The sequence below is a fragment of the Mycobacterium sp. 1482292.6 genome, assembly GCF_001672995.1.
Classification (GTDB): Bacteria; Actinomycetota; Actinomycetes; order Mycobacteriales; family Mycobacteriaceae; genus Mycobacterium; species Mycobacterium europaeum_A.
In genome coordinates this window covers 72,545-88,448 of sequence record NZ_LZKV01000125.1, presented here as the reverse complement: position 1 = coordinate 88,448, position 15,904 = coordinate 72,545, and the positions used below count along the sequence as shown (strand labels likewise).

The following is a 15,904-nucleotide window of genomic DNA, read 5'->3' as shown; positions in this document are numbered from 1 at the left end:
CCGCCGGACTCACAACGGGCTACCTGATCCCATTCACCGTCGGTGGCCGCGGCCGCCTGGCCGGCGAGGGCGATGCTGCCGCCACCAAGAACCGCACCGGTGAAGGCGATCTTGGCGACGCTGATGTTTGAACTGCTGGGCTTACGGTGACGTCCACTCATACGCGCCGGGGTATTCCTCTCTCGTCACGCGCCTGCGAGGTCAGCTGTCGGGTTCGGGTTGGAGAGGCCACCCGGCCGACGTTGTCGTCAAGCGACGACGCCGGCTTCACCCCTAGGAGCCGCGAACGGCCCCAGTCCGATCACGGTGGACCGGTGGGTCCCCCGTCTCCATCCATGTGGTTCGGTGGCCCCCGCCTATTGGATGGAGCTCGGCGCGATAGGGAGGGGAGGTCGCCAATCGGGGATGGCTGGCGAGCCTTCGGAGACGGTAACGGTTTCTGTAGGTCTCGTCACGTCTTGCGATACCCGGCGTTTCCTTCTCGGCCATCTGCGAAAACCGCAGGAACACAAGGTGTTTGCGCAGGTCATTAGGGCGATATCGCAGCGTGACCGCGCCGTTATGAATCCGTTACGTGAGATAACTCACAGTTTCAGCCGCCAGAAAAGGGCGGCAGAACATCGATTGTGTCACCGGATTGCAACGCCACGGTCTCGTCGCGCACGGCGATCCCGTCGCGCAGGTATGAGCATCGGGTCAACACCGTGGCCAGGCGGGACCCCCGCGCGGCTAGCCGCTCGACCAGTTCACCGACCGTGGTGCCTGGGCGCAGCACCACCGTCTCCGACTCGGCATCGGCGGCCGCGCGGGCGGCCGCGAAGTAGCGCACCGTCACCTGGATTCCGTTTGCTTGGACAGGCGTCTGTCCCATCGGGCTAGCCACCGATCGCGCTCATCGGGCGGTCTGGCTGGATGAAGTTGGGGTCGTTGATGCCGTGTCCGGCGGGCTTGCCCCACATCGCTGTACGCCACGCCGCCTCGATCGCGTCGTCGGACGCGCCGCCGCGCAGCAGCCCGCGCAGGTCGGTCTCCTGTTCGGCGAACAGGCAGCTGCGGACCTGGCCATCGGCCGTCAACCGGGTGCGGTCGCAGGCCGCACAGAAGGCGTGCGAAACCGAGGCGATGACGCCGAATTTCCCGCTCGGGGTGCCCGGGCCGGTGTCGACCAGCCACAGCTCGGCGGGGGCCGATCCGCGCGGCGCCGGGTCGGGGCGCAGCCGGAAGTGCGGGCGCAGGGCCGCCAGCACGTCGTCGGCGCTCAGCGCGGCGTCCCGCCGCCACTGGTGCCCGGCATCCAGCGGCATCTGCTCGATGACGCGCAGTTGGTAACCGTGCTCGAGGCAGAACCGCAACAGCCCCACCACGTCCTCGCGCCCGGTGGCGGGGTCGAGCACCGCGTTCACCTTCACCGGCGTCAGGCCGGCGTCGCCCGCGGCGGCCAGGCCGGCCAGCACGTGGGTGAGCCGGTCGCGGCGGGTGATGGCCGCGAAATGGCGCCGGTCGACGCTGTCCAGCGAGACGTTGACGCGGTTCAGCCCGGCCGCGGCGAGCGCGGCGGCGCGCCGCGCCAGCCCGACGCCGTTGGTGGTCAGCGAGATCTCGGGGCGGGGCCGCAGCGCGGCGGCCGCGGCGACCACCTCGTCGAGATGGCGCGCCAGCAGCGGTTCGCCGCCGGTGAAACGCACGCTGGTCACACCCAGCCGGGTGACCGCGATGTGCATCAGCCTGGCCAGCTCGTCGGCGCTCAGCAGTTGCTCGCCCGGCAGCCAGTTCAGGCCCTCGGCCGGCATGCAATAGCTGCACCGCAGGTTGCAGCGGTCGGTCAGCGAGACCCGCAGGTCGGTCGCGATCCGGCCGTAGGTGTCCACCAGGGGGCCGGTGGCAGGAGCATCGGCGGGAACGGCCGAGCCGTCAGCGCGGCTCGGTACCGAGGGCAGTCCCAGCGTCGTCAGCGTCATGCGGCCACCGGCGGGGCGTAGTGCACCGGCGAGCTGACCGGAACGATCTGCTTGCCCAGCGGCATCAACGACACCGGGATCAGTTTGAGGTTGGCCAGCGCCAGCGGAATGCCCACGATCGTGAGCGCCATCGCGACCGCGCTGACCAGATGGCCGATCGCCAGCCACACACCGAACAGCACCACCCAGATGACGTTGCCGACCAGCGCGCCGGACGCCGCGGTCGGCTTGTCCACGATCGTGCGGCCGAACGGCCATAGTGCGTAGGAGGCGATGCGCAGCGACGCGAAGCCGAACGGAATGGTGATGATGAGCAGGAAGCTGACCAGCGCCGCAGCCAGGTATCCGACGGCCATCCACAGGCCGCCGAATATCAACCAGATGACGTTCAGGATCAGGCGCATATCTCCTCCGCGGGTATTACCAAGCGTACCGAGTGACCGATAACGGGGGTGCTCGTTACCCGGGCATCCGAGTAGGATCAGACTCCTAATACGGCGTCCTGCGCAGGCGGGACGCTTATTGTGTTGGCGATTTCTATTGATCCGTTAGACAAGCAGGTGAGACCAGTGCCGACGGGCAAGGTTAAGTGGTACGACGCTGACAAGGGTTTCGGCTTCCTGTCGCAAGAGGACGGCGAAGACGTCTACGTCCGCTCCTCGGCGTTGCCCGCCGGGGTCGAGGGCCTCAAGGCGGGCCAGCGGGTGGAGTTCGGCATCGCCTCCGGGCGGCGCGGGCCGCAAGCGTTGAGCCTCAAGCTGATTGAGCCGCCGCCCAGCCTCACCAAGACGCGCCGCGAGGCGCCCGCCGAACACAAGCACAACCCCGACGAGCTGCACGGCATGGTCGAGGACATGATCACGCTGCTGGAAAGCACCGTGCAGCCCGAACTGCGCAAGGGCCGCTACCCGGACCGCAAGACCGCCCGCCGGGTTTCCGAGGTGGTCAAGGCCGTCGCTCGGGAGCTCGACGCCTGACGTTCGCTCGTTATTGAGCGACTATGGGAGTTATGGCTTCCTATATCGCGCAGGCAGGCGAATTCACCCGCGACACCAACTACATCACCACCCGCATCACCGCCGACGGGCGCGACGGCTACCCCGTCGAGCCCGGCCGGTACCGGCTGGTCGTCGCGCGCGCGTGTCCGTGGGCGAACCGCGCGATCATCGTGCGCCGCTTGCTGGGCTTGGAAAGCGTTCTCTCCATTGGGTTTTGCGGTCCCACCCACGACGAGCGCAGTTGGACGTTCGATCTCGATCCCGGCGGCGTCGACCCGGTGCTCAAGATTCCGCGGCTGCAGGACGCCTACTTCAAGCGGTTCCCCGACTACCCCAAGGGCATCACGGTCCCGGCCATCGTCGATGTCCCGACCGGGGCGGTCGTCACCAACGACTTCGCGCAGATGACGCTGGACCTCTCGACGGAATGGTCGGCCTATCATCGCGACGGGGCGCCCGAGCTGTACCCCGAGCACCTGCGCGCCGAAATCGACGAGGTGAGCAAGCGGATCTACACCGAAATCAACAACGGTGTCTACCGGTGCGGGTTCGCCGGCTCGCAGGAGGCCTACGAGGCGGCCTACGACCGGTTGTTCACCGCGCTGGATTGGGTCGGCGAGCGGCTGGCCGATCAGCGATTCCTGGTGGGCGACACCATCACCGAGGCCGACGTGCGACTGTTCACCACCCTGGCCCGCTTCGACCCGGTCTATCACGGGCACTTCAAATGCAACCGCAGCAAACTGAGCGAGATGCCGGTGTTGTGGGCGTATGCGCGCGACCTGTTCCAGACGCCGGGTTTTGGCGACACCGTGGACTTCGTCCAGATCAAGCAGCACTACTACATCGTGCACGCCGACATCAACCCCACCCGGATCGTGCCCAAGGGTCCGGACCTGGCCGGCTGGCTTTCGCCGCACGGGCGGGAAGCCTTGGGCGGCAGGCCCTTCGGGGACGGAACCCCTCCCGGGCCGCCGGTCGAAGGCGAGCGCGTGCCCGCCGGCCACGGCGCCTAGTTCCCGGCTGGCGAACGTCGACTTATGGCGCTAAATCTGGTGTTTTCGGTCCAACAACTCCACGCTCGGCTCTTAGAGCGGGCAGCCCGCGGCGCGCAGGGCGCTACGGGAGCGCGCTAGGACTATGAAGGGCCGGTGACGCACCATGTCGGCGCTGACCCGGACGATCCGCCAGCCCATCGCCTCGAGTTCGGCCAGACGATCGATGTCTCGGGTTCGCTGCACGGGGTCGGTCCAATGGTGAGCGCCGTCGAACTCCACGCCGACCTTCCACTCCTCCCAACCCATGTCGATGCGCGCTACTACGGCACCCCATTCGTTGAGTACTTCGATCTGCGTCTGCGGCTGTGGTAATCCGCCACCCAGGAGTGTCAGGCGAGTTTTCGTCTCATACGGTGATTCGGCGCCGCCGTCGGCCATGGTCAGCACCCGTCGTAACTGCACCAGTCCGCGCGCTCCGCGATGGCGGTCGGCCAGCAACTCGACATCAGCCGGCTTCACGTCGGTTGCGTGCATCAGTGCGTCCAGGCGAATCACCGCGGTGGTAAATCCCTTTCGCCTGCCAAGATCGAACGCCGTGCGTGCCGGAGTGGTCAGGGTCATCCCGTCCCGGATGCACGTTTCGTCGTCGGCGAGGGTGTCGCTATGCAGAACGATGCCGCCTACCTTGTCGCGGCCGGCGCGGTTGAGCTCCGCTGGCAACCAGTCGTCGATCCACGCGGTGCGGTGCAATGCGGCCGCTGACAGGCCGGCCAGTGTCGCGGCACGGCCAGACCACAGCCAGGCGGCAACCGCTCGGGTCACCGGCATCAACTTTTGCCCGCGGCCGATGTAGACGTTGCGATGAATCATCTCGAAGTCGGCCCGCAGTTGGTGCCGGGTAACGAGTCCGGCCGCCAATGCTTCGGTGCCTCTGAATGGCCAGGCTGGGATCTGCATGTGGACACGGTGGCGGCCGGTACCGACACGTCGTGCCGAACGTCGGTTTGTGCGCGTAAATTACGGCGTTTCGCCACAACAAGTCGACGTTGGGCGCGACGAGGGGGCGAGGGGCGGGGCTGGCGAGGGGTCTAGTACGTCAGCCGCACGGACCATTCCGCGTGGGGCACGTCGTGAAGCTCCCCGGCGGGATCCACCGCCAATGTCAGCAGCTGCACGACGATCCCGGCCAGGCGCCCGCGATGCGGGTCGACCGACGGGATCGTCACGGCGAAACGGGTTTTCGGCCGAAAGATCGTGCTGGTGGTGTTCGTCGGGTCGTCGTAGACCTGCAGCAGCCGCCACGGTGCCCGGTAGATGGCGTCGGGCACCGACAGCTGAATCGGGTAGCGCTCGCTGACCCGTAGCTCGCCCTGGTTCTGCGGTGTCTCGCAGTCTTCGAGATTCAGCACGTTGCAATACAGGTAGGGCCCCACCCGCGTCAGATGCCCGTGCGAATAGGCGCTGATCTCGGGGTGCCGCGGGCCGGTGCGCCCGACCAGCAACCAGGTGCCCACACCCGCGCCGACGCAGAGCACCGCGACCAGACAGGCGAGCAGCACGGCCACACCCCGCTTGCGTTGCGGTTTCACTCGGCGACCACCGCCGCGGCGCCGGCACCGCGGCGCTTGCCCTCCTGCTCGACCATGATTGGCCTATTTCCTCCCAGGCCGGGAATCAGTGAGTTGCCGCGGAAGCTGACGAGGGTCTGCGCCAGGCCCAAGATGAGCAGCGCAGTGACCGCGGTAAAGCCGACCCACAGTTCGGTGTACACCAACACCCCCACGGCGCCGCCGAGGACCCACGCCAATTGCAGCGTCGACTCCGAGCGCCCGAAGCCCGACGCGCGGGATTCCTCCGGCAGGTCGTTCTGCAGCGACGCGTCCAGGGACGCCTTGGCGATGGCGCTGGCTCCGGACGTGACCAAGGTGGCGATCACGGCCACCACCAGGTTGCCGGCCACCGAGGCGGCCAGCGCGACCGCGCTCACCGCCACCGTGCAGCGCACCACCAGCGCGGCGGGCCGGCCCAGCTTCAGGCGCGCACTGGTGAAGTTGCCGACGAAATTGCCGATCCCGGCCGCGGCGCCGATCACCCCGAGCATGGCGACCTGGGCCCAGCCGTTGGCCTGATGCGCCTTGGCGACAAACGCGGGGTAGAGGAACAGGAAGCCGACCATGACCTTGATGGTGCAGTTGCCCCACAGCGAGGTGATGATGTTGCGGCCCAACGGTTGCCGGAGCGCCCCGCTGACCTCCTGGTGCCAGCTGCGTCGCAGCGGTTCGCTGTCCTGGCGGTAGCTCAGGGTGGCGGGTACCTCGCCGGCGGTCACTTCGACCCAGCGCGGGATCCGCATGGACAGCATGGCGCCGGCGATCGTCACCGCGATCACCACGAACAACGCCCCGGGCAGCTTGAACAGGTGGGTGCAGACGAACTCGACACCACCGGCGATCGCGCCGCCGACGATGGTGCCGCCCAGCAGACCGAACATGGTCAGTCGGGCGTTGACCCGCACCAGGTCGATGGTCGGCGGCATCACCCTGGGTGTCACGGCGCTGCGCAGCACGCTGAACGACTTGGAGAACACCATCATCGCGAGCGCGCACGGATACAGCACCCATGACGGGAAGCTGCCGGTGGCGCCGTCGTAGTTCATGACCAGCAGCACCGCCAGGGCGGTGCGCAGGGCGAACGACGCGGCCAGCGCGACGCGGCGGCCGTGCTGCAGCCGGTCCAGCGCGGGACCGATCAGCGGCGCGATCACCGCGAACGGCGCGATGGTGATCAGCAGATACAGGGCGACCCGGCCCTTGCTCTCGCCGGTGGCCGCGGCGAAGAACAACGTGTTGGCCAGCGCGACGGCCATCGCCGCGTCCACCGCAAAATTGGCGACCACCGGCCACGTCAGCGCCGTCAGGCCGGACTTGTCGGCGCCGTCGGCCGTCGCGGCGCGCTGCACCATCCAGTACATCCGCGAGCCCATTTCGCGGCTGCGCAGTGCCGCGGCGCGGGTGACGGTGATCCGTTCACCGGAAGCCGGACCGCGAGGCGGCGTGTCGCTGCTGCGGTTCGGCTCCGGCTGGTGGCCCAGCGGGGGCAAGTAGCGGTTGGCGCTCGGCATCGACGGGCGACGGGGGCGCCGATCGGCGCCCTCGCCGGCGGGGTAATTGGCCGCGCCCGGATGTTGGGACGCGGCGCTCTTGCGGGGCCGGCGGCCCGGCTGAGAGGCCACTCGGCCCGGGTCGTTTTGCCGCCGTCCAGACACGTCCCGATTCTCCCCTATGGCGCCTGGATGCGTCTGCAGGTAACGGGGCGTGGCTCGCCAACCTAGTATTGGAAACGCAATGCAGAAAGAAGACAGCGTGACCAGACCTATCGAGGGATCCGCCGTGTCGACTGTGGCCGAGTGGCCCGAGCGGTTGGCGGCGGTGCTCACGGGTGCGGCGGAGGCGGCCAGGGCCGCCGTGGTGGAGTTCGGCGCACCGGAGATGGTCGGCGACTACCTGGGCGTCGGCTACGAAGACCCGAACAGCGCCACTCACCGCTTCCTGGCGCACCTGCCCGGCTACCAGGGGTGGCAGTGGGCGGTCGTCGTCGCCGCCTATCCCGGCGCGGACCACGCGACCATCAGCGAGGTCGTGCTGGTGCCCGGGCCGACCGCATTGCTGGCACCCGAATGGGTGCCCTGGGACCAGCGGGTACGGCCCGGCGACCTGAGCCCGGGCGACCTGCTGGCGCCCGCCGCCGAGGATCCCCGGCTGGTTCCCGGTTACACCGCCAGCGGTGACCCCCAGGTCGACGAGACCGCCGCCGAGATCGGGCTGGGCCGGCGCTGGGTGATGAGCGCCGAGGGCCGCGCCGAGACGGCCGAGCGCTGGCGCACCGGCGATTACGGCCCCGACTCGCCGATGGCGCGTTCCACCAAGCGGGTGTGCCGCGACTGCGGTTTCTTCCTGCCGCTGTCGGGTTCGCTGGGCGCGCTGTTCGGCGTGTGCGGCAACGAATTGTCGGCCGACGGTCACATCGTCGACAAGCTGTACGGCTGCGGTGCCCATTCGGACACGCCCGCCCCGGCGGGCACTGGGTCGCCCGCGTACGAGCCGTACGACGACGGCCTGCTCGACGTCACCCAGACGCCGGTCGAACCGTCCCCCTTGTCCTCGGAGTCCACGGAACCCTCGGAGTCCACGGAGTCCCCTGCGCCCTCGGAGGCCGTGGGGGCGCCAGAAGCGCAGGGCGAGACCGAGACCCAAGAGACGCCGCCCGAGACGCCGGTGACCGAGGCGCCGCAGCCCGAGCAGCAGCCGCAGGCCGAGACGCCGCCCGAGACGCCGGTGACCGAGGCGCCGCAGCCCGAGCAGCAGCCGCAGGCCGAGACGCCGGACTAGCCGGTTTCGGCGGCGGCCTTGATGCGCGCCAGCGAGGCGTTCATGCCGTCGAGCAATTCGCGCTCGAAGTTGGTGGTCCCGCCGAACAGCGCATTTACCGACAGGTTCGAAAACGCCGTCACTCCGTTTTCGGCGTGACGGCTCTCGATCAGCCGGGTGCCCGCGCCGCTGGGCTCGAGCTCATAGCTCCAGATGGTGTTGTTGGTGTCGACGCGGAACGCGAGCTTGCGCTCGGGGACGATCTCGACCACCGTGCAGGTGGTCGGCCAGAACATGCGCTTGCGGCGGTTGAGGTTGATCGTTCGGGTGCCCTGACGCACCGGGCCCAAGGGCTTCATCCAGCGACACTGCGGACTCCACCGCGGCATGCGGCGCAGGTCGGAAATCAATTCCCACACGGTGGCCACCGGTGCGTCGATGTCGACGTGCGCTTGCAACAGCGGGGCTACCATCGCTCCTCCAGGGCGGCGAATCAGTTGTGGTCGAGATAGTTTTCGAGTCCGGCCTGCGCGCCGCGGGCACCGCGGCGGGCCGCCGCGAGCTGCAGCAGGAAGATGCTCGTGCCGAGCACACCCACGCCCAGGCCGGCCAGGGCCACCGGACGCCAGCCCTGCAGAGATGGCACCAGGAAAGCGGCCGCCACCGCGGCGAGCCAACCCAACGCGCCGAGCGCGATGAACGGCCACACGTGCAGCAGCGCGGCCGGCAGCGGCGGCGCGGTGCGGTGGGGTTCGGCGGACATCGGGATCAACATAGCTCGCCGTCGGTGGCGGGCGACGGCGCACCCACTTGCCGGGACGGATGATCTTTACCCCGTCGAGCAAAGCGGGATAGGCGGGCGGATAAGCGTTTCGATGAAAAACCCCGCAGCTTAGCGAAGGCGATCTGCGACCGTCGTTCACCGGTTCGTGTCCCGGTTTCTCGGGCTTCCGTGTAACCTCGCGCCATGCCTGACAGCGATGCGCGGCTGGCCAGCGACCTGTCACTGGCAGTTATGCGGCTGGCCCGCCAACTGCGGTTCCGCAACCCGTCGTCGCCGGTGTCGCTGTCCCAGCTGTCGGCGCTGGCCATGCTGACCAACGAAGGCCCGATGACCCCGGGTGCCCTGGCAATTCGCGAACGGGTCAGGCCGCCGTCGATGACCCGGGTGATCGCCTCGCTGGCCGAGATGGGGCTGGTGGACCGCGCGCCGCACCCTGTCGACGGCCGGCAGGTGCTCGTCTCGGTGTCGGAGGCCGGCGCCGAGTTGGTCAAGGCCAACCGCCGCGCCCGCCAGGAGTGGCTGGCCAAGCGGCTAGCGACGCTGGACAGCGAACAGCGAGACATCCTGCGCAACGCGGCCGACCTGATGTTGGCCCTGGTCGACGAAGGCCCGTGAGTCCCCGGACCGAAGCCGGCGCATGTTGATCGACGTCGACGATCCCGACGATCCGAGGCTCGACGATTTCCGCGACCTGAACAGCGTCGATCGCCGTCCCGATCTGCCGTCGGGCAAGGGGCTGGTGATCGCCGAGGGCGTGCTGGTGGTGCAGCGCATGCTCGCCTCACGCTTTCACCCGCATGCCCTGCTGGGGACCGAGCGCCGGTTCGCCGAGCTCGACATTGACCTGGCCGGCACCGACGTGCCGTGCTACCGCGCGTCCGCCGACGTCATGGCCCGGGTGGTCGGGTTTCACCTCAACCGCGGCGTGCTGGCGGCCGCCCGGCGGGTGCCCGAACCGGGCGTCGCCGACGTGATCGACAGGGCCCGCACCGTCGCGATCCTCGAAGGGGTCAACGATCACGAGAACCTGGGTTCGATCTTCCGCAACGCGGCGGGGCTGGGCGTCGATGCGGTGGTGTTCGGCAGCGGCTGTGCCGACCCGCTGTACCGCCGCGCGGTGCGGGTGTCCATGGGCCACGCGCTGCTGGTGCCCTATGCGCGCGCAAGCTGTTGGCCCGCCGAGCTCGCGACGTTGCGGGAGAACGGTTTTCGACTCCTGGCGATGACTCCGCAGGCCAGCGCCTGCGCCTTGCCGGAGGCGATGACGGCCGCGCGCGACGAACGCGTCGCGGTGTTGGTCGGCGCCGAGGGGCCGGGGCTGACGCCGGCCACCTTGCGGTGCAGTGATGTGCGGGTGCGCATTCCGATGTCGCGCGGCACCGATTCGCTCAACGTCGCGACGGCGGCGGCGTTGGCGTTCTACGAGCGGGCCCGCTCGACGGCGAGAGGCGGCGATGGACAGTCACACTAGGCTCCGGCTGATGCGAGACGAGTCCGTGCCCTGGGCAACGGGTTTGACGGTCGCCGCGTTCGTCGCGGCGGTCACCGCCGCCGCGATCGTGGTGCTCAGTCTGGGGCTGCTTCGCGTGCACGCGCTGCTGGCCGTCGGGCTCAACGTCGTGGCGGCCGGGGGACTGGCGCCGACCCTGTGGGGGTGGCGGCGTACGCCCGTCCTGCGCTGGTTTGTGCTGGGCGCCGCGGTGGGTGTGGCGGTGGCGTGGGTTGCGCTGTTGGCCCTGACGACGGCTTAGCGCTGCCCGCCGGAGCGCACGCCGAGCAGCACGTCCTCCCACGCCGGGATGACGGGCTTGCCCCGCCGGGTGTGCACCGGCTTTTCGTCCGGTTCCGCGACGGGTGCTTCGTCGGCGACGGGCGGCTTGGCGGGCTCTTCGAAGTCGACGTGCGCCACCCGGGCCACCGGCCGCAGCGGGCGTTCGAAGTTGGGGTCGATCAGCGCGCTGGCCGCGTCGTCGATGGCGGTCACCGTTCCGCCGTGCGCACCGGGCGTGAAACAGAAATGCGCGAGGTTGTCGGACCGGCCGACCTTCCATGCCAGCTGCACCGTCCAGCGGTTGTCCTCGTTGCGCCACGCGTCCCAGCTGAGTTTGTCGTGGCTCAGCCCGCGGGTCACCAGCGCGGCGCTGACCGTCTCGAGCAGGGTCAGCACCGCGGGACCGTCGGCGAGCATCGGGTGTGCGGCGGTTGCCAGCTCCGCGGCGCGGAAGCGCTCCAGCAACACCGGGTGAGCAAAGCGGCGGATCCGCGACACCTCCGAGCCTGACGCGGCGGCGACCTGTTCGACGGAGGCACCCGCGCGGATCTTGGCCTGAATTTCTTTGGGGCTCAGCATGTTGGTGACTTCAATCTCGAGCTGCGGTTGCTCAGAGGACAGGGCCGCGTCGCGCAGCAGGGCTCGCAAGCGGTCGTCGGCCGCCAGCTTGAACTGCTCCGCGGGATCGCCACCCTCGCAGATGACGTGTTTGCTGTCGGCATCCAGCCCAACCACTTTGAGTTCCCGCATGGTTATCTCCTCGCAGGCTCCGTGCAGGTCAGCGACGGACCCGTCACGTGCGCACTTTAGTCCAGCAACCGCCCATCACCTGTGCTGACACGCTGTGCGGTTGCGCCCTGATTGCCGGTCGGACGGTGTTCAATTGTCCGGCTCCTCAGCTGCCCGTACCGCGCAGCATCGTCGCCGAACTACAACCGCTCGACGACCCAGTCGATGCATTGGGTGAGTGCGCTGACGTCGTCGGGGTCCACGGCCGGGAACATCCCCACCCGCAGCTGGTTGCGGCCGAGTTTGCGGTACGGCTCGGTGTCGACGACGCCGTTCGCCCGCAACACCTTCGCCACGGCCGCGGCGTCGACCTCGTCGGCGAAGTCGATGGTGCCCACCACCTGCGAGCGCAGCTTGGGGTCGGTGACGAAGGGTGTGGTGTAGGGCCGCTCCTCGGCCCAGGAGTACAACCTGCCCGAGGAGTCCGCGGTGCGCTTGACGGCCCAGTCCAGCCCGCCGTTGCCCAGCAACCAGTCGACCTGCTCGGCCATCAGCGCCAGGGTGCCGACCGCCGGGGTGTTGTAGGTCTGGTCCTTCAGGCTGTTTTCCACCGCGATGGGCAGCGACAGGAAGTCGGGAACCCAGCGGCCGGAGCCGGCGACCGACTCGACGCGGGCCAGCGCCGCAGGGCTCATGATAGCCAGCCACAGGCCCCCGTCGCTGGCGAAATTCTTCTGCGGCGAGAAGTAGTAGGCGTCGGTCTCGGCGATGTCGACCGGCAACCCGCCGGCGCCCGACGTCGCGTCGATGACGATCAGCGCGTCGCCCGAGTCGGCGGGCCGGCGGACGGGCACCGCGACGCCGGTCGACGTTTCGTTGTGCGCCCAGGCGATCACGTCCACTGACGGGTCGCTCTGCGGCTCGGGGGCGCTGCCGGCGTCCGCCTTGATGACGACGGGCTCACCGACGAAGGGGTTCTTGGCGACCGCCGAGGCGAACTTGGAGCTGAATTCGCCGAAGGACAGGTGTAACGAGCGCTTGTCGATCAGGCCGAAGGCCGCGGCGTCCCAGAACGCCGTTGCGCCGCCGTTGCCCAAGATCACCTCATAGCCCTCGGGCAGCGAGAACAGATCCGCTAGTCCGGAGCGCAGCCGGCCCACCAGATTCTTGACCGGCGCCTGCCGGTGCGAGGTGCCGAACAACGGGGCGGCGGTCGTGGTCAGCGCCTGCAGCTGCTCGGGCCGGACCTTCGACGGGCCACACCCGAAGCGGCCGTCGCGGGGTTTGATGTCAGCGGGGATCTCGAGCTGGTCAGCCATGCTCATCAGGGTAGTGAGCCGAGTTGACCGGTCGGTGCGAGGCCGACCGCCAACCTCGGCTGCCCGGGCAAAAGGCCTGTTCGGCTGTGTCCAGGCGTTTGATCGCCTGTGATCCGGGGCATAAAAAATTCATGACCACCGGTCAGGTCACAGTGCCCGGAAGGGGTCTAGGAATTATCCGGTACCTGCGGTACTGTCTGGACATAGCACGTCCAAATGTAAACCTCGTTGGGGAGGCCTGGATATGGCTAGGACGCGATTAGTCCGGCGTTGGCGCAGCAACATGGAAGTGCGCGACGACGCCGAATACGTCAACATGCTTGCCACACTGTCCGAGGGGTCGGTGCGGCGCAACTTCAATCCGTACACCGACATCGATTGGGATTCACCGGAGTTCGCGGTGACCGAAAACGATCCGCGATGGATCCTGCCGAACACCGACCCGCTGGGCCGCCATCCCTGGTACCTGGCGCAGTCCGACGAGCGCAAGATCAAGATCGGGATGTGGCGCCAGGCCAACGTGGCCAAGGTGGGACTGCACTTCGAATCCATCCTGATTCGCGGCCTGATGAACTACACGTTCTGGGTGCCCAACGGATCGCCGGAGTACCGGTACTGCCTGCACGAATCGGTCGAAGAGTGCAACCACACCATGATGTTCCAGGAGATGGTGAACCGCATCGGCGCCGACGTGCCGGGCATGCCGCGGATGCTCAAGTGGCTCTCGCCGTTGGTTCCACTGGTGGCCGGCCCGCTGCCGGTGGCGTTCTTCATCGGCGTGCTCGCCGGCGAGGAGCCCATCGACCACACGCAGAAAAACGTTCTGCGCGAAGGCAAGTCGTTGCACCCCATCATGGAGAAGGTGATGGCGATCCACGTGGCCGAGGAGGCCCGCCACATCTCGTTCGCCCACGAGTTCCTGCGCAAGCGGGTGCCGGAATTGACCAAGAGGCAGCGATTCTGGACCGCGCTGTACCTGCCGCTGACCATGAAGGCGCTCTGTCGCGCAATTGTGGTGCCGCCCAAGGCTTTCTGGCGCGAGTTCGACATCCCGCGGGAAGTCAAGAAGGAACTGTTCTTCCGGTCGCCGGAATCGCGGAAGTGGCTCAGCGACATGTTCGGTGACGTGCGGATGTTGGCCTACGACACCGGCCTGATGGAGACGCGCTCGGCGCGGTTGATGTGGCGGTTGTGCAAGATCAACGGCAAGCCGTCGCGTTACCGCAGCGAGCCGCAGCGCCAGCACCTGGCCGCGGTCCCGGCTGCGTAGTCACTGCGAGTTCGTTTATGCCGCACGTTATTACCCAGTCGTGCTGTAACGACGGGTCCTGTGTTTTCGCATGCCCGGTGAATTGCATTCACCCGACGCCGGACGAGCCCGGCTTCGCCACCTCCGAGATGCTCTACATCGATCCGGTGGCGTGCGTGGATTGCGGTGCCTGTGTGAGCGCCTGCCCGGTCGGCGCGATCGCGCCCGATACCCGGCTGGACTCCAAGCAGTTGCCGTTCATCGAGATCAACGCGTCCTTCTACCCGGACCGGCCGAAGGACGAGAAGCTGCCGCCGACGTCGAAGCTGGCACCGGTGATCCCGGCCGCCGAGGTCCGCGCCCGCCGCAAGCCCCTGACGGTCGCCATCGTCGGATCGGGGCCCGCGGCGATGTACGCAGCCGACGAACTGCTGACCCAGCGGGGCGTGCGCGTCAACGTCTTCGAAAAGCTGCCCACCCCATACGGTTTGGTGCGGGCCGGGGTGGCGCCCGATCACCAGAACACCAAGCGGGTCACCCGGCTGTTCGACCGGGTCGCCGGTGATCGCCGGTTCCGGTTCTTTCTCAACGTCGAGGTCGGCACGCAGCTGAGCCACGCGGACCTGCTCGCTCACCACCACGCCGTACTCTATGCGGTGGGCGCGCCCGATGACCGCCGGCTGGACATCGAGGGCATGGGCCTGCCGGGGACCGGAACGGCAACCGAATTGGTCGCGTGGATCAACGGGCATCCCGACTTCGCCGATCTGCCGGTCGATCTCAGCCACGAGCGGGTGCTGATCGTCGGCAACGGCAACGTCGCCCTCGATGTCGCCCGGTTGCTCACCTCCGATCCCGACGAGCTGGCCCGCACCGACATCGCCGAGCACGCGCTGGCGGCCTTGCGCGCCTCGGCGGTGCGTGAGGTGGTGATCGCCGCCCGGCGCGGCCCCGCCCAGTCGGCGTTCACGTTGCCCGAGCTGATCGGGCTCACCGGCAGCTCCGAGGTGGTGCTCAGCGCTGCGGACCACGAGCTGGTGGCGGCCGATCTCGCGGCCGCGTCGGACGCTCTGACCAAGCGCAAGCTGGAAATCTTGAGCACGCTCGGCGACGATGCGACACCGCCGTCCCGCCCGAGAATCAGGCTGGCGTATCGGCTAACGCCGCACCGGGTGCGGGGGGACCAGCGCGCCACCGGGATGGAGTTCTCGGTCACCGGCACCGACGAGACGCGCCTTCTGGAAACCGGTCTGGTGCTGACGTCGATTGGCTACCGCGGCAAGCCGATTCGCGATCTGCCCTACGACGAAGCGTCGGCAGTCGTGCCGAACGACGCGGGTCGCGTCGTCGACCCCGTTTCCGGTGACCCGGTGACCGGCGCCTACGTCGCGGGCTGGATCAAGCGGGGACCCAGCGGGTTCATCGGGACCAACAAGTCCTGCTCGTTGCAGACCGTGCAGTCTTTGGTCGCCGATTTCAACGCCGGCAAGTTGGCCGATCCAATCGCCAAGCCCGAGGCGCTGGCCGGGCTGGTGCACGCCCGCCAGCCCGCCGCGATCGATGCCGCGGGATGGCGCGCCATCGACGCCGCCGAAATCGCGCGCGGCAGCGAGCACGGCCGCCCCCGCATCAAGTTCACCGACGTCTCCGCGATGCTCGCGGCCGCGGCCGCCGCAGAGCCGGCGCCGCCGCAACGACGCCGGCTGCTCGACCGGTTGCTTGGCTAGTCCC

General features: G+C 68.5%; 17 protein-coding genes, 2 pseudogenes and 1 riboswitch. Of the genes and pseudogenes, 8 read left to right on the top strand and 11 right to left on the bottom strand.

The genetic code is table 11. The features are described 5' to 3' along the window. The 4 genes and pseudogenes from A5624_RS27415 to A5624_RS13305 all read right to left on the bottom strand — a co-directional run. A pseudogene (locus A5624_RS27415) lies at positions 1 to 161 on the bottom strand (resuscitation-promoting factor RpfA); the annotation flags it as partial. 13 nt (positions 162 to 174) lie between these two features. Then, a riboswitch (cyclic di-AMP (ydaO/yuaA leader) is annotated at positions 175 to 386 on the bottom strand. A 206-nt stretch (positions 387 to 592) separates the two neighbouring features. Further along, positions 593 to 871 carry a MoaD/ThiS family protein gene (locus tag A5624_RS13315; RefSeq protein ID WP_066866832.1) on the bottom strand — a complete coding sequence of 93 codons (279 nt, stop codon included), beginning with the start codon at positions 869 to 871 and terminating at the stop codon, positions 593 to 595. A 4-nt stretch (positions 872 to 875) separates the two neighbouring features. After that, positions 876 to 1,958: a GTP 3',8-cyclase MoaA gene (moaA, locus tag A5624_RS13310; protein ID WP_066866830.1), complete on the bottom strand. Its 1,083-nt coding sequence runs from the start codon at positions 1,956 to 1,958 to the stop codon at positions 876 to 878. Then, positions 1,955 to 2,362 (bottom strand): YccF domain-containing protein, encoded by a 408-nt coding sequence (locus A5624_RS13305; protein WP_066866828.1) that lies wholly within the window; start codon positions 2,360 to 2,362, stop codon positions 1,955 to 1,957. The genes moaA and A5624_RS13305 overlap by 4 nt, the downstream gene beginning before the upstream one ends. Before the next feature lie 165 nt (positions 2,363 to 2,527). Between A5624_RS13305 and A5624_RS13300 the strand changes: the two genes are divergently transcribed. Next, positions 2,528 to 2,935 (top strand): cold-shock protein, encoded by a 408-nt coding sequence (locus tag A5624_RS13300; protein ID WP_007777168.1) that lies wholly within the window; start codon positions 2,528 to 2,530, stop codon positions 2,933 to 2,935. A gap of 32 nt (positions 2,936 to 2,967) precedes the next feature. Beyond that, the gene (locus A5624_RS13295) at positions 2,968 to 3,972 is read left to right on the top strand and encodes a glutathione S-transferase family protein (RefSeq protein WP_066866826.1); all 1,005 of its coding nucleotides are present in this window, start codon (positions 2,968 to 2,970) and stop codon (positions 3,970 to 3,972) included. Positions 3,973 to 4,044: 72 nt separating this feature from the next. Here A5624_RS13295 and A5624_RS13290 read toward each other — a convergent pair whose 3' ends face one another. From A5624_RS13290 to A5624_RS13280, 3 genes are all read right to left on the bottom strand, one after another. Continuing rightward, positions 4,045 to 4,911 (bottom strand): endonuclease domain-containing protein, encoded by an 867-nt coding sequence (locus A5624_RS13290; RefSeq protein WP_066866824.1) that lies wholly within the window; start codon positions 4,909 to 4,911, stop codon positions 4,045 to 4,047. Positions 4,912 to 5,042: 131 nt separating this feature from the next. Beyond that, on the bottom strand, positions 5,043 to 5,543 hold the full coding sequence (locus tag A5624_RS13285; protein ID WP_066866822.1) for a DUF2771 domain-containing protein: 501 nt from the start codon (positions 5,541 to 5,543) through the stop codon (positions 5,043 to 5,045). Beyond that, on the bottom strand, positions 5,540 to 7,186 hold the full coding sequence (locus tag A5624_RS13280; RefSeq protein ID WP_066866820.1) for an MFS transporter: 1,647 nt from the start codon (positions 7,184 to 7,186) through the stop codon (positions 5,540 to 5,542). Before A5624_RS13280 ends, A5624_RS13285 begins: the two co-directional genes overlap by 4 nt. A gap of 130 nt (positions 7,187 to 7,316) precedes the next feature. On the opposite strand from A5624_RS13280, the pseudogene A5624_RS13275 reads away from it, so the two are divergent. Continuing rightward, positions 7,317 to 8,099: pseudogene (locus tag A5624_RS13275) on the top strand (DUF3027 domain-containing protein); the annotation flags it as partial. Positions 8,100 to 8,338: 239 nt separating this feature from the next. On the opposite strand, the gene A5624_RS13270 reads toward A5624_RS13275, so the two are convergent. Continuing rightward, the gene (locus A5624_RS13270; RefSeq protein ID WP_066866816.1) at positions 8,339 to 8,794 is read right to left on the bottom strand and encodes an SRPBCC family protein; all 456 of its coding nucleotides are present in this window, start codon (positions 8,792 to 8,794) and stop codon (positions 8,339 to 8,341) included. A 20-nt stretch (positions 8,795 to 8,814) separates the two neighbouring features. Beyond that, on the bottom strand, positions 8,815 to 9,084 hold the full coding sequence (locus A5624_RS13265; protein WP_066866849.1) for a DUF2530 domain-containing protein: 270 nt from the start codon (positions 9,082 to 9,084) through the stop codon (positions 8,815 to 8,817). Positions 9,085 to 9,288: 204 nt separating this feature from the next. On the opposite strand from A5624_RS13265, the gene A5624_RS13260 reads away from it, so the two are divergent. The 3 genes from A5624_RS13260 to A5624_RS13250 are packed head-to-tail and all read left to right on the top strand — an operon-like array spanning position 9,289 to position 10,856. Continuing rightward, positions 9,289 to 9,720 (top strand): MarR family transcriptional regulator, encoded by a 432-nt coding sequence (locus A5624_RS13260; RefSeq protein ID WP_066866815.1) that lies wholly within the window; start codon positions 9,289 to 9,291, stop codon positions 9,718 to 9,720. Positions 9,721 to 9,742: 22 nt separating this feature from the next. Beyond that, positions 9,743 to 10,576, top strand: coding sequence for an RNA methyltransferase (locus A5624_RS13255; protein WP_066866814.1), 834 nt, complete (start codon positions 9,743 to 9,745; stop codon positions 10,574 to 10,576). Positions 10,577 to 10,586: 10 nt separating this feature from the next. Further along, the gene (locus A5624_RS13250) at positions 10,587 to 10,856 is read left to right on the top strand and encodes a DUF2537 domain-containing protein (RefSeq protein ID WP_066866813.1); all 270 of its coding nucleotides are present in this window, start codon (positions 10,587 to 10,589) and stop codon (positions 10,854 to 10,856) included. Here A5624_RS13250 and sepH read toward each other — a convergent pair. Together sepH and serC are read right to left on the bottom strand one after the other, a co-directional pair. Continuing rightward, positions 10,853 to 11,626: a septation protein SepH gene (gene sepH / locus A5624_RS13245; RefSeq protein ID WP_066866811.1), complete on the bottom strand. Its 774-nt coding sequence runs from the start codon at positions 11,624 to 11,626 to the stop codon at positions 10,853 to 10,855. The genes A5624_RS13250 and sepH overlap by 4 nt on opposite strands. Before the next feature lie 179 nt (positions 11,627 to 11,805). Then, positions 11,806 to 12,924, bottom strand: coding sequence for a phosphoserine transaminase (gene serC / locus A5624_RS13240; RefSeq protein ID WP_066866848.1), 1,119 nt, complete (start codon positions 12,922 to 12,924; stop codon positions 11,806 to 11,808). Between the two features lie 244 nt (positions 12,925 to 13,168). Between serC and A5624_RS13235 the strand changes: the two genes are divergently transcribed. Continuing rightward, positions 13,169 to 14,194: a diiron oxygenase gene (locus A5624_RS13235; protein ID WP_066866809.1), complete on the top strand. Its 1,026-nt coding sequence runs from the start codon at positions 13,169 to 13,171 to the stop codon at positions 14,192 to 14,194. Positions 14,195 to 14,211: 17 nt separating this feature from the next. Then, positions 14,212 to 15,900 (top strand): FAD-dependent oxidoreductase, encoded by a 1,689-nt coding sequence (locus A5624_RS13230; RefSeq protein ID WP_066866807.1) that lies wholly within the window; start codon positions 14,212 to 14,214, stop codon positions 15,898 to 15,900. Positions 15,901 to 15,904: the final 4 nt, after the last annotated feature.

Excerpts from the sequence above, each read along its gene's own strand:
- A5624_RS13295 (WP_066866826.1), top strand. The coding sequence starts at position 2,968 with ATGGCTTCCTATATCGCGCAGGCAGGCGAATTCACCCGCGACACCAAC.
- A5624_RS13305 (WP_066866828.1), bottom strand. The coding sequence starts at position 2,362 with ATGCGCCTGATCCTGAACGTCATCTGGTTGATATTCGGCGGCCTGTGG.
- A5624_RS13250 (WP_066866813.1), top strand. The coding sequence starts at position 10,587 with ATGCGAGACGAGTCCGTGCCCTGGGCAACGGGTTTGACGGTCGCCGCG.
- A5624_RS13260 (WP_066866815.1), top strand. The coding sequence starts at position 9,289 with ATGCCTGACAGCGATGCGCGGCTGGCCAGCGACCTGTCACTGGCAGTT.
- A5624_RS13270 (WP_066866816.1), bottom strand. The coding sequence starts at position 8,794 with ATGGTAGCCCCGCTGTTGCAAGCGCACGTCGACATCGACGCACCGGTG.
- serC (WP_066866848.1), bottom strand. The coding sequence starts at position 12,924 with ATGGCTGACCAGCTCGAGATCCCCGCTGACATCAAACCCCGCGACGGC.
- A5624_RS13235 (WP_066866809.1), top strand. The coding sequence starts at position 13,169 with ATGGCTAGGACGCGATTAGTCCGGCGTTGGCGCAGCAACATGGAAGTG.
- sepH (WP_066866811.1), bottom strand. The coding sequence starts at position 11,626 with ATGCGGGAACTCAAAGTGGTTGGGCTGGATGCCGACAGCAAACACGTC.
- A5624_RS13290 (WP_066866824.1), bottom strand. The coding sequence starts at position 4,911 with ATGCAGATCCCAGCCTGGCCATTCAGAGGCACCGAAGCATTGGCGGCC.
- A5624_RS13255 (WP_066866814.1), top strand. The coding sequence starts at position 9,743 with ATGTTGATCGACGTCGACGATCCCGACGATCCGAGGCTCGACGATTTC.
- A5624_RS13230 (WP_066866807.1), top strand. The coding sequence starts at position 14,212 with ATGCCGCACGTTATTACCCAGTCGTGCTGTAACGACGGGTCCTGTGTT.
- moaA (WP_066866830.1), bottom strand. The coding sequence starts at position 1,958 with ATGACGCTGACGACGCTGGGACTGCCCTCGGTACCGAGCCGCGCTGAC.
- A5624_RS13265 (WP_066866849.1), bottom strand. The coding sequence starts at position 9,084 with ATGTCCGCCGAACCCCACCGCACCGCGCCGCCGCTGCCGGCCGCGCTG.
- A5624_RS13315 (WP_066866832.1), bottom strand. The coding sequence starts at position 871 with ATGGGACAGACGCCTGTCCAAGCAAACGGAATCCAGGTGACGGTGCGC.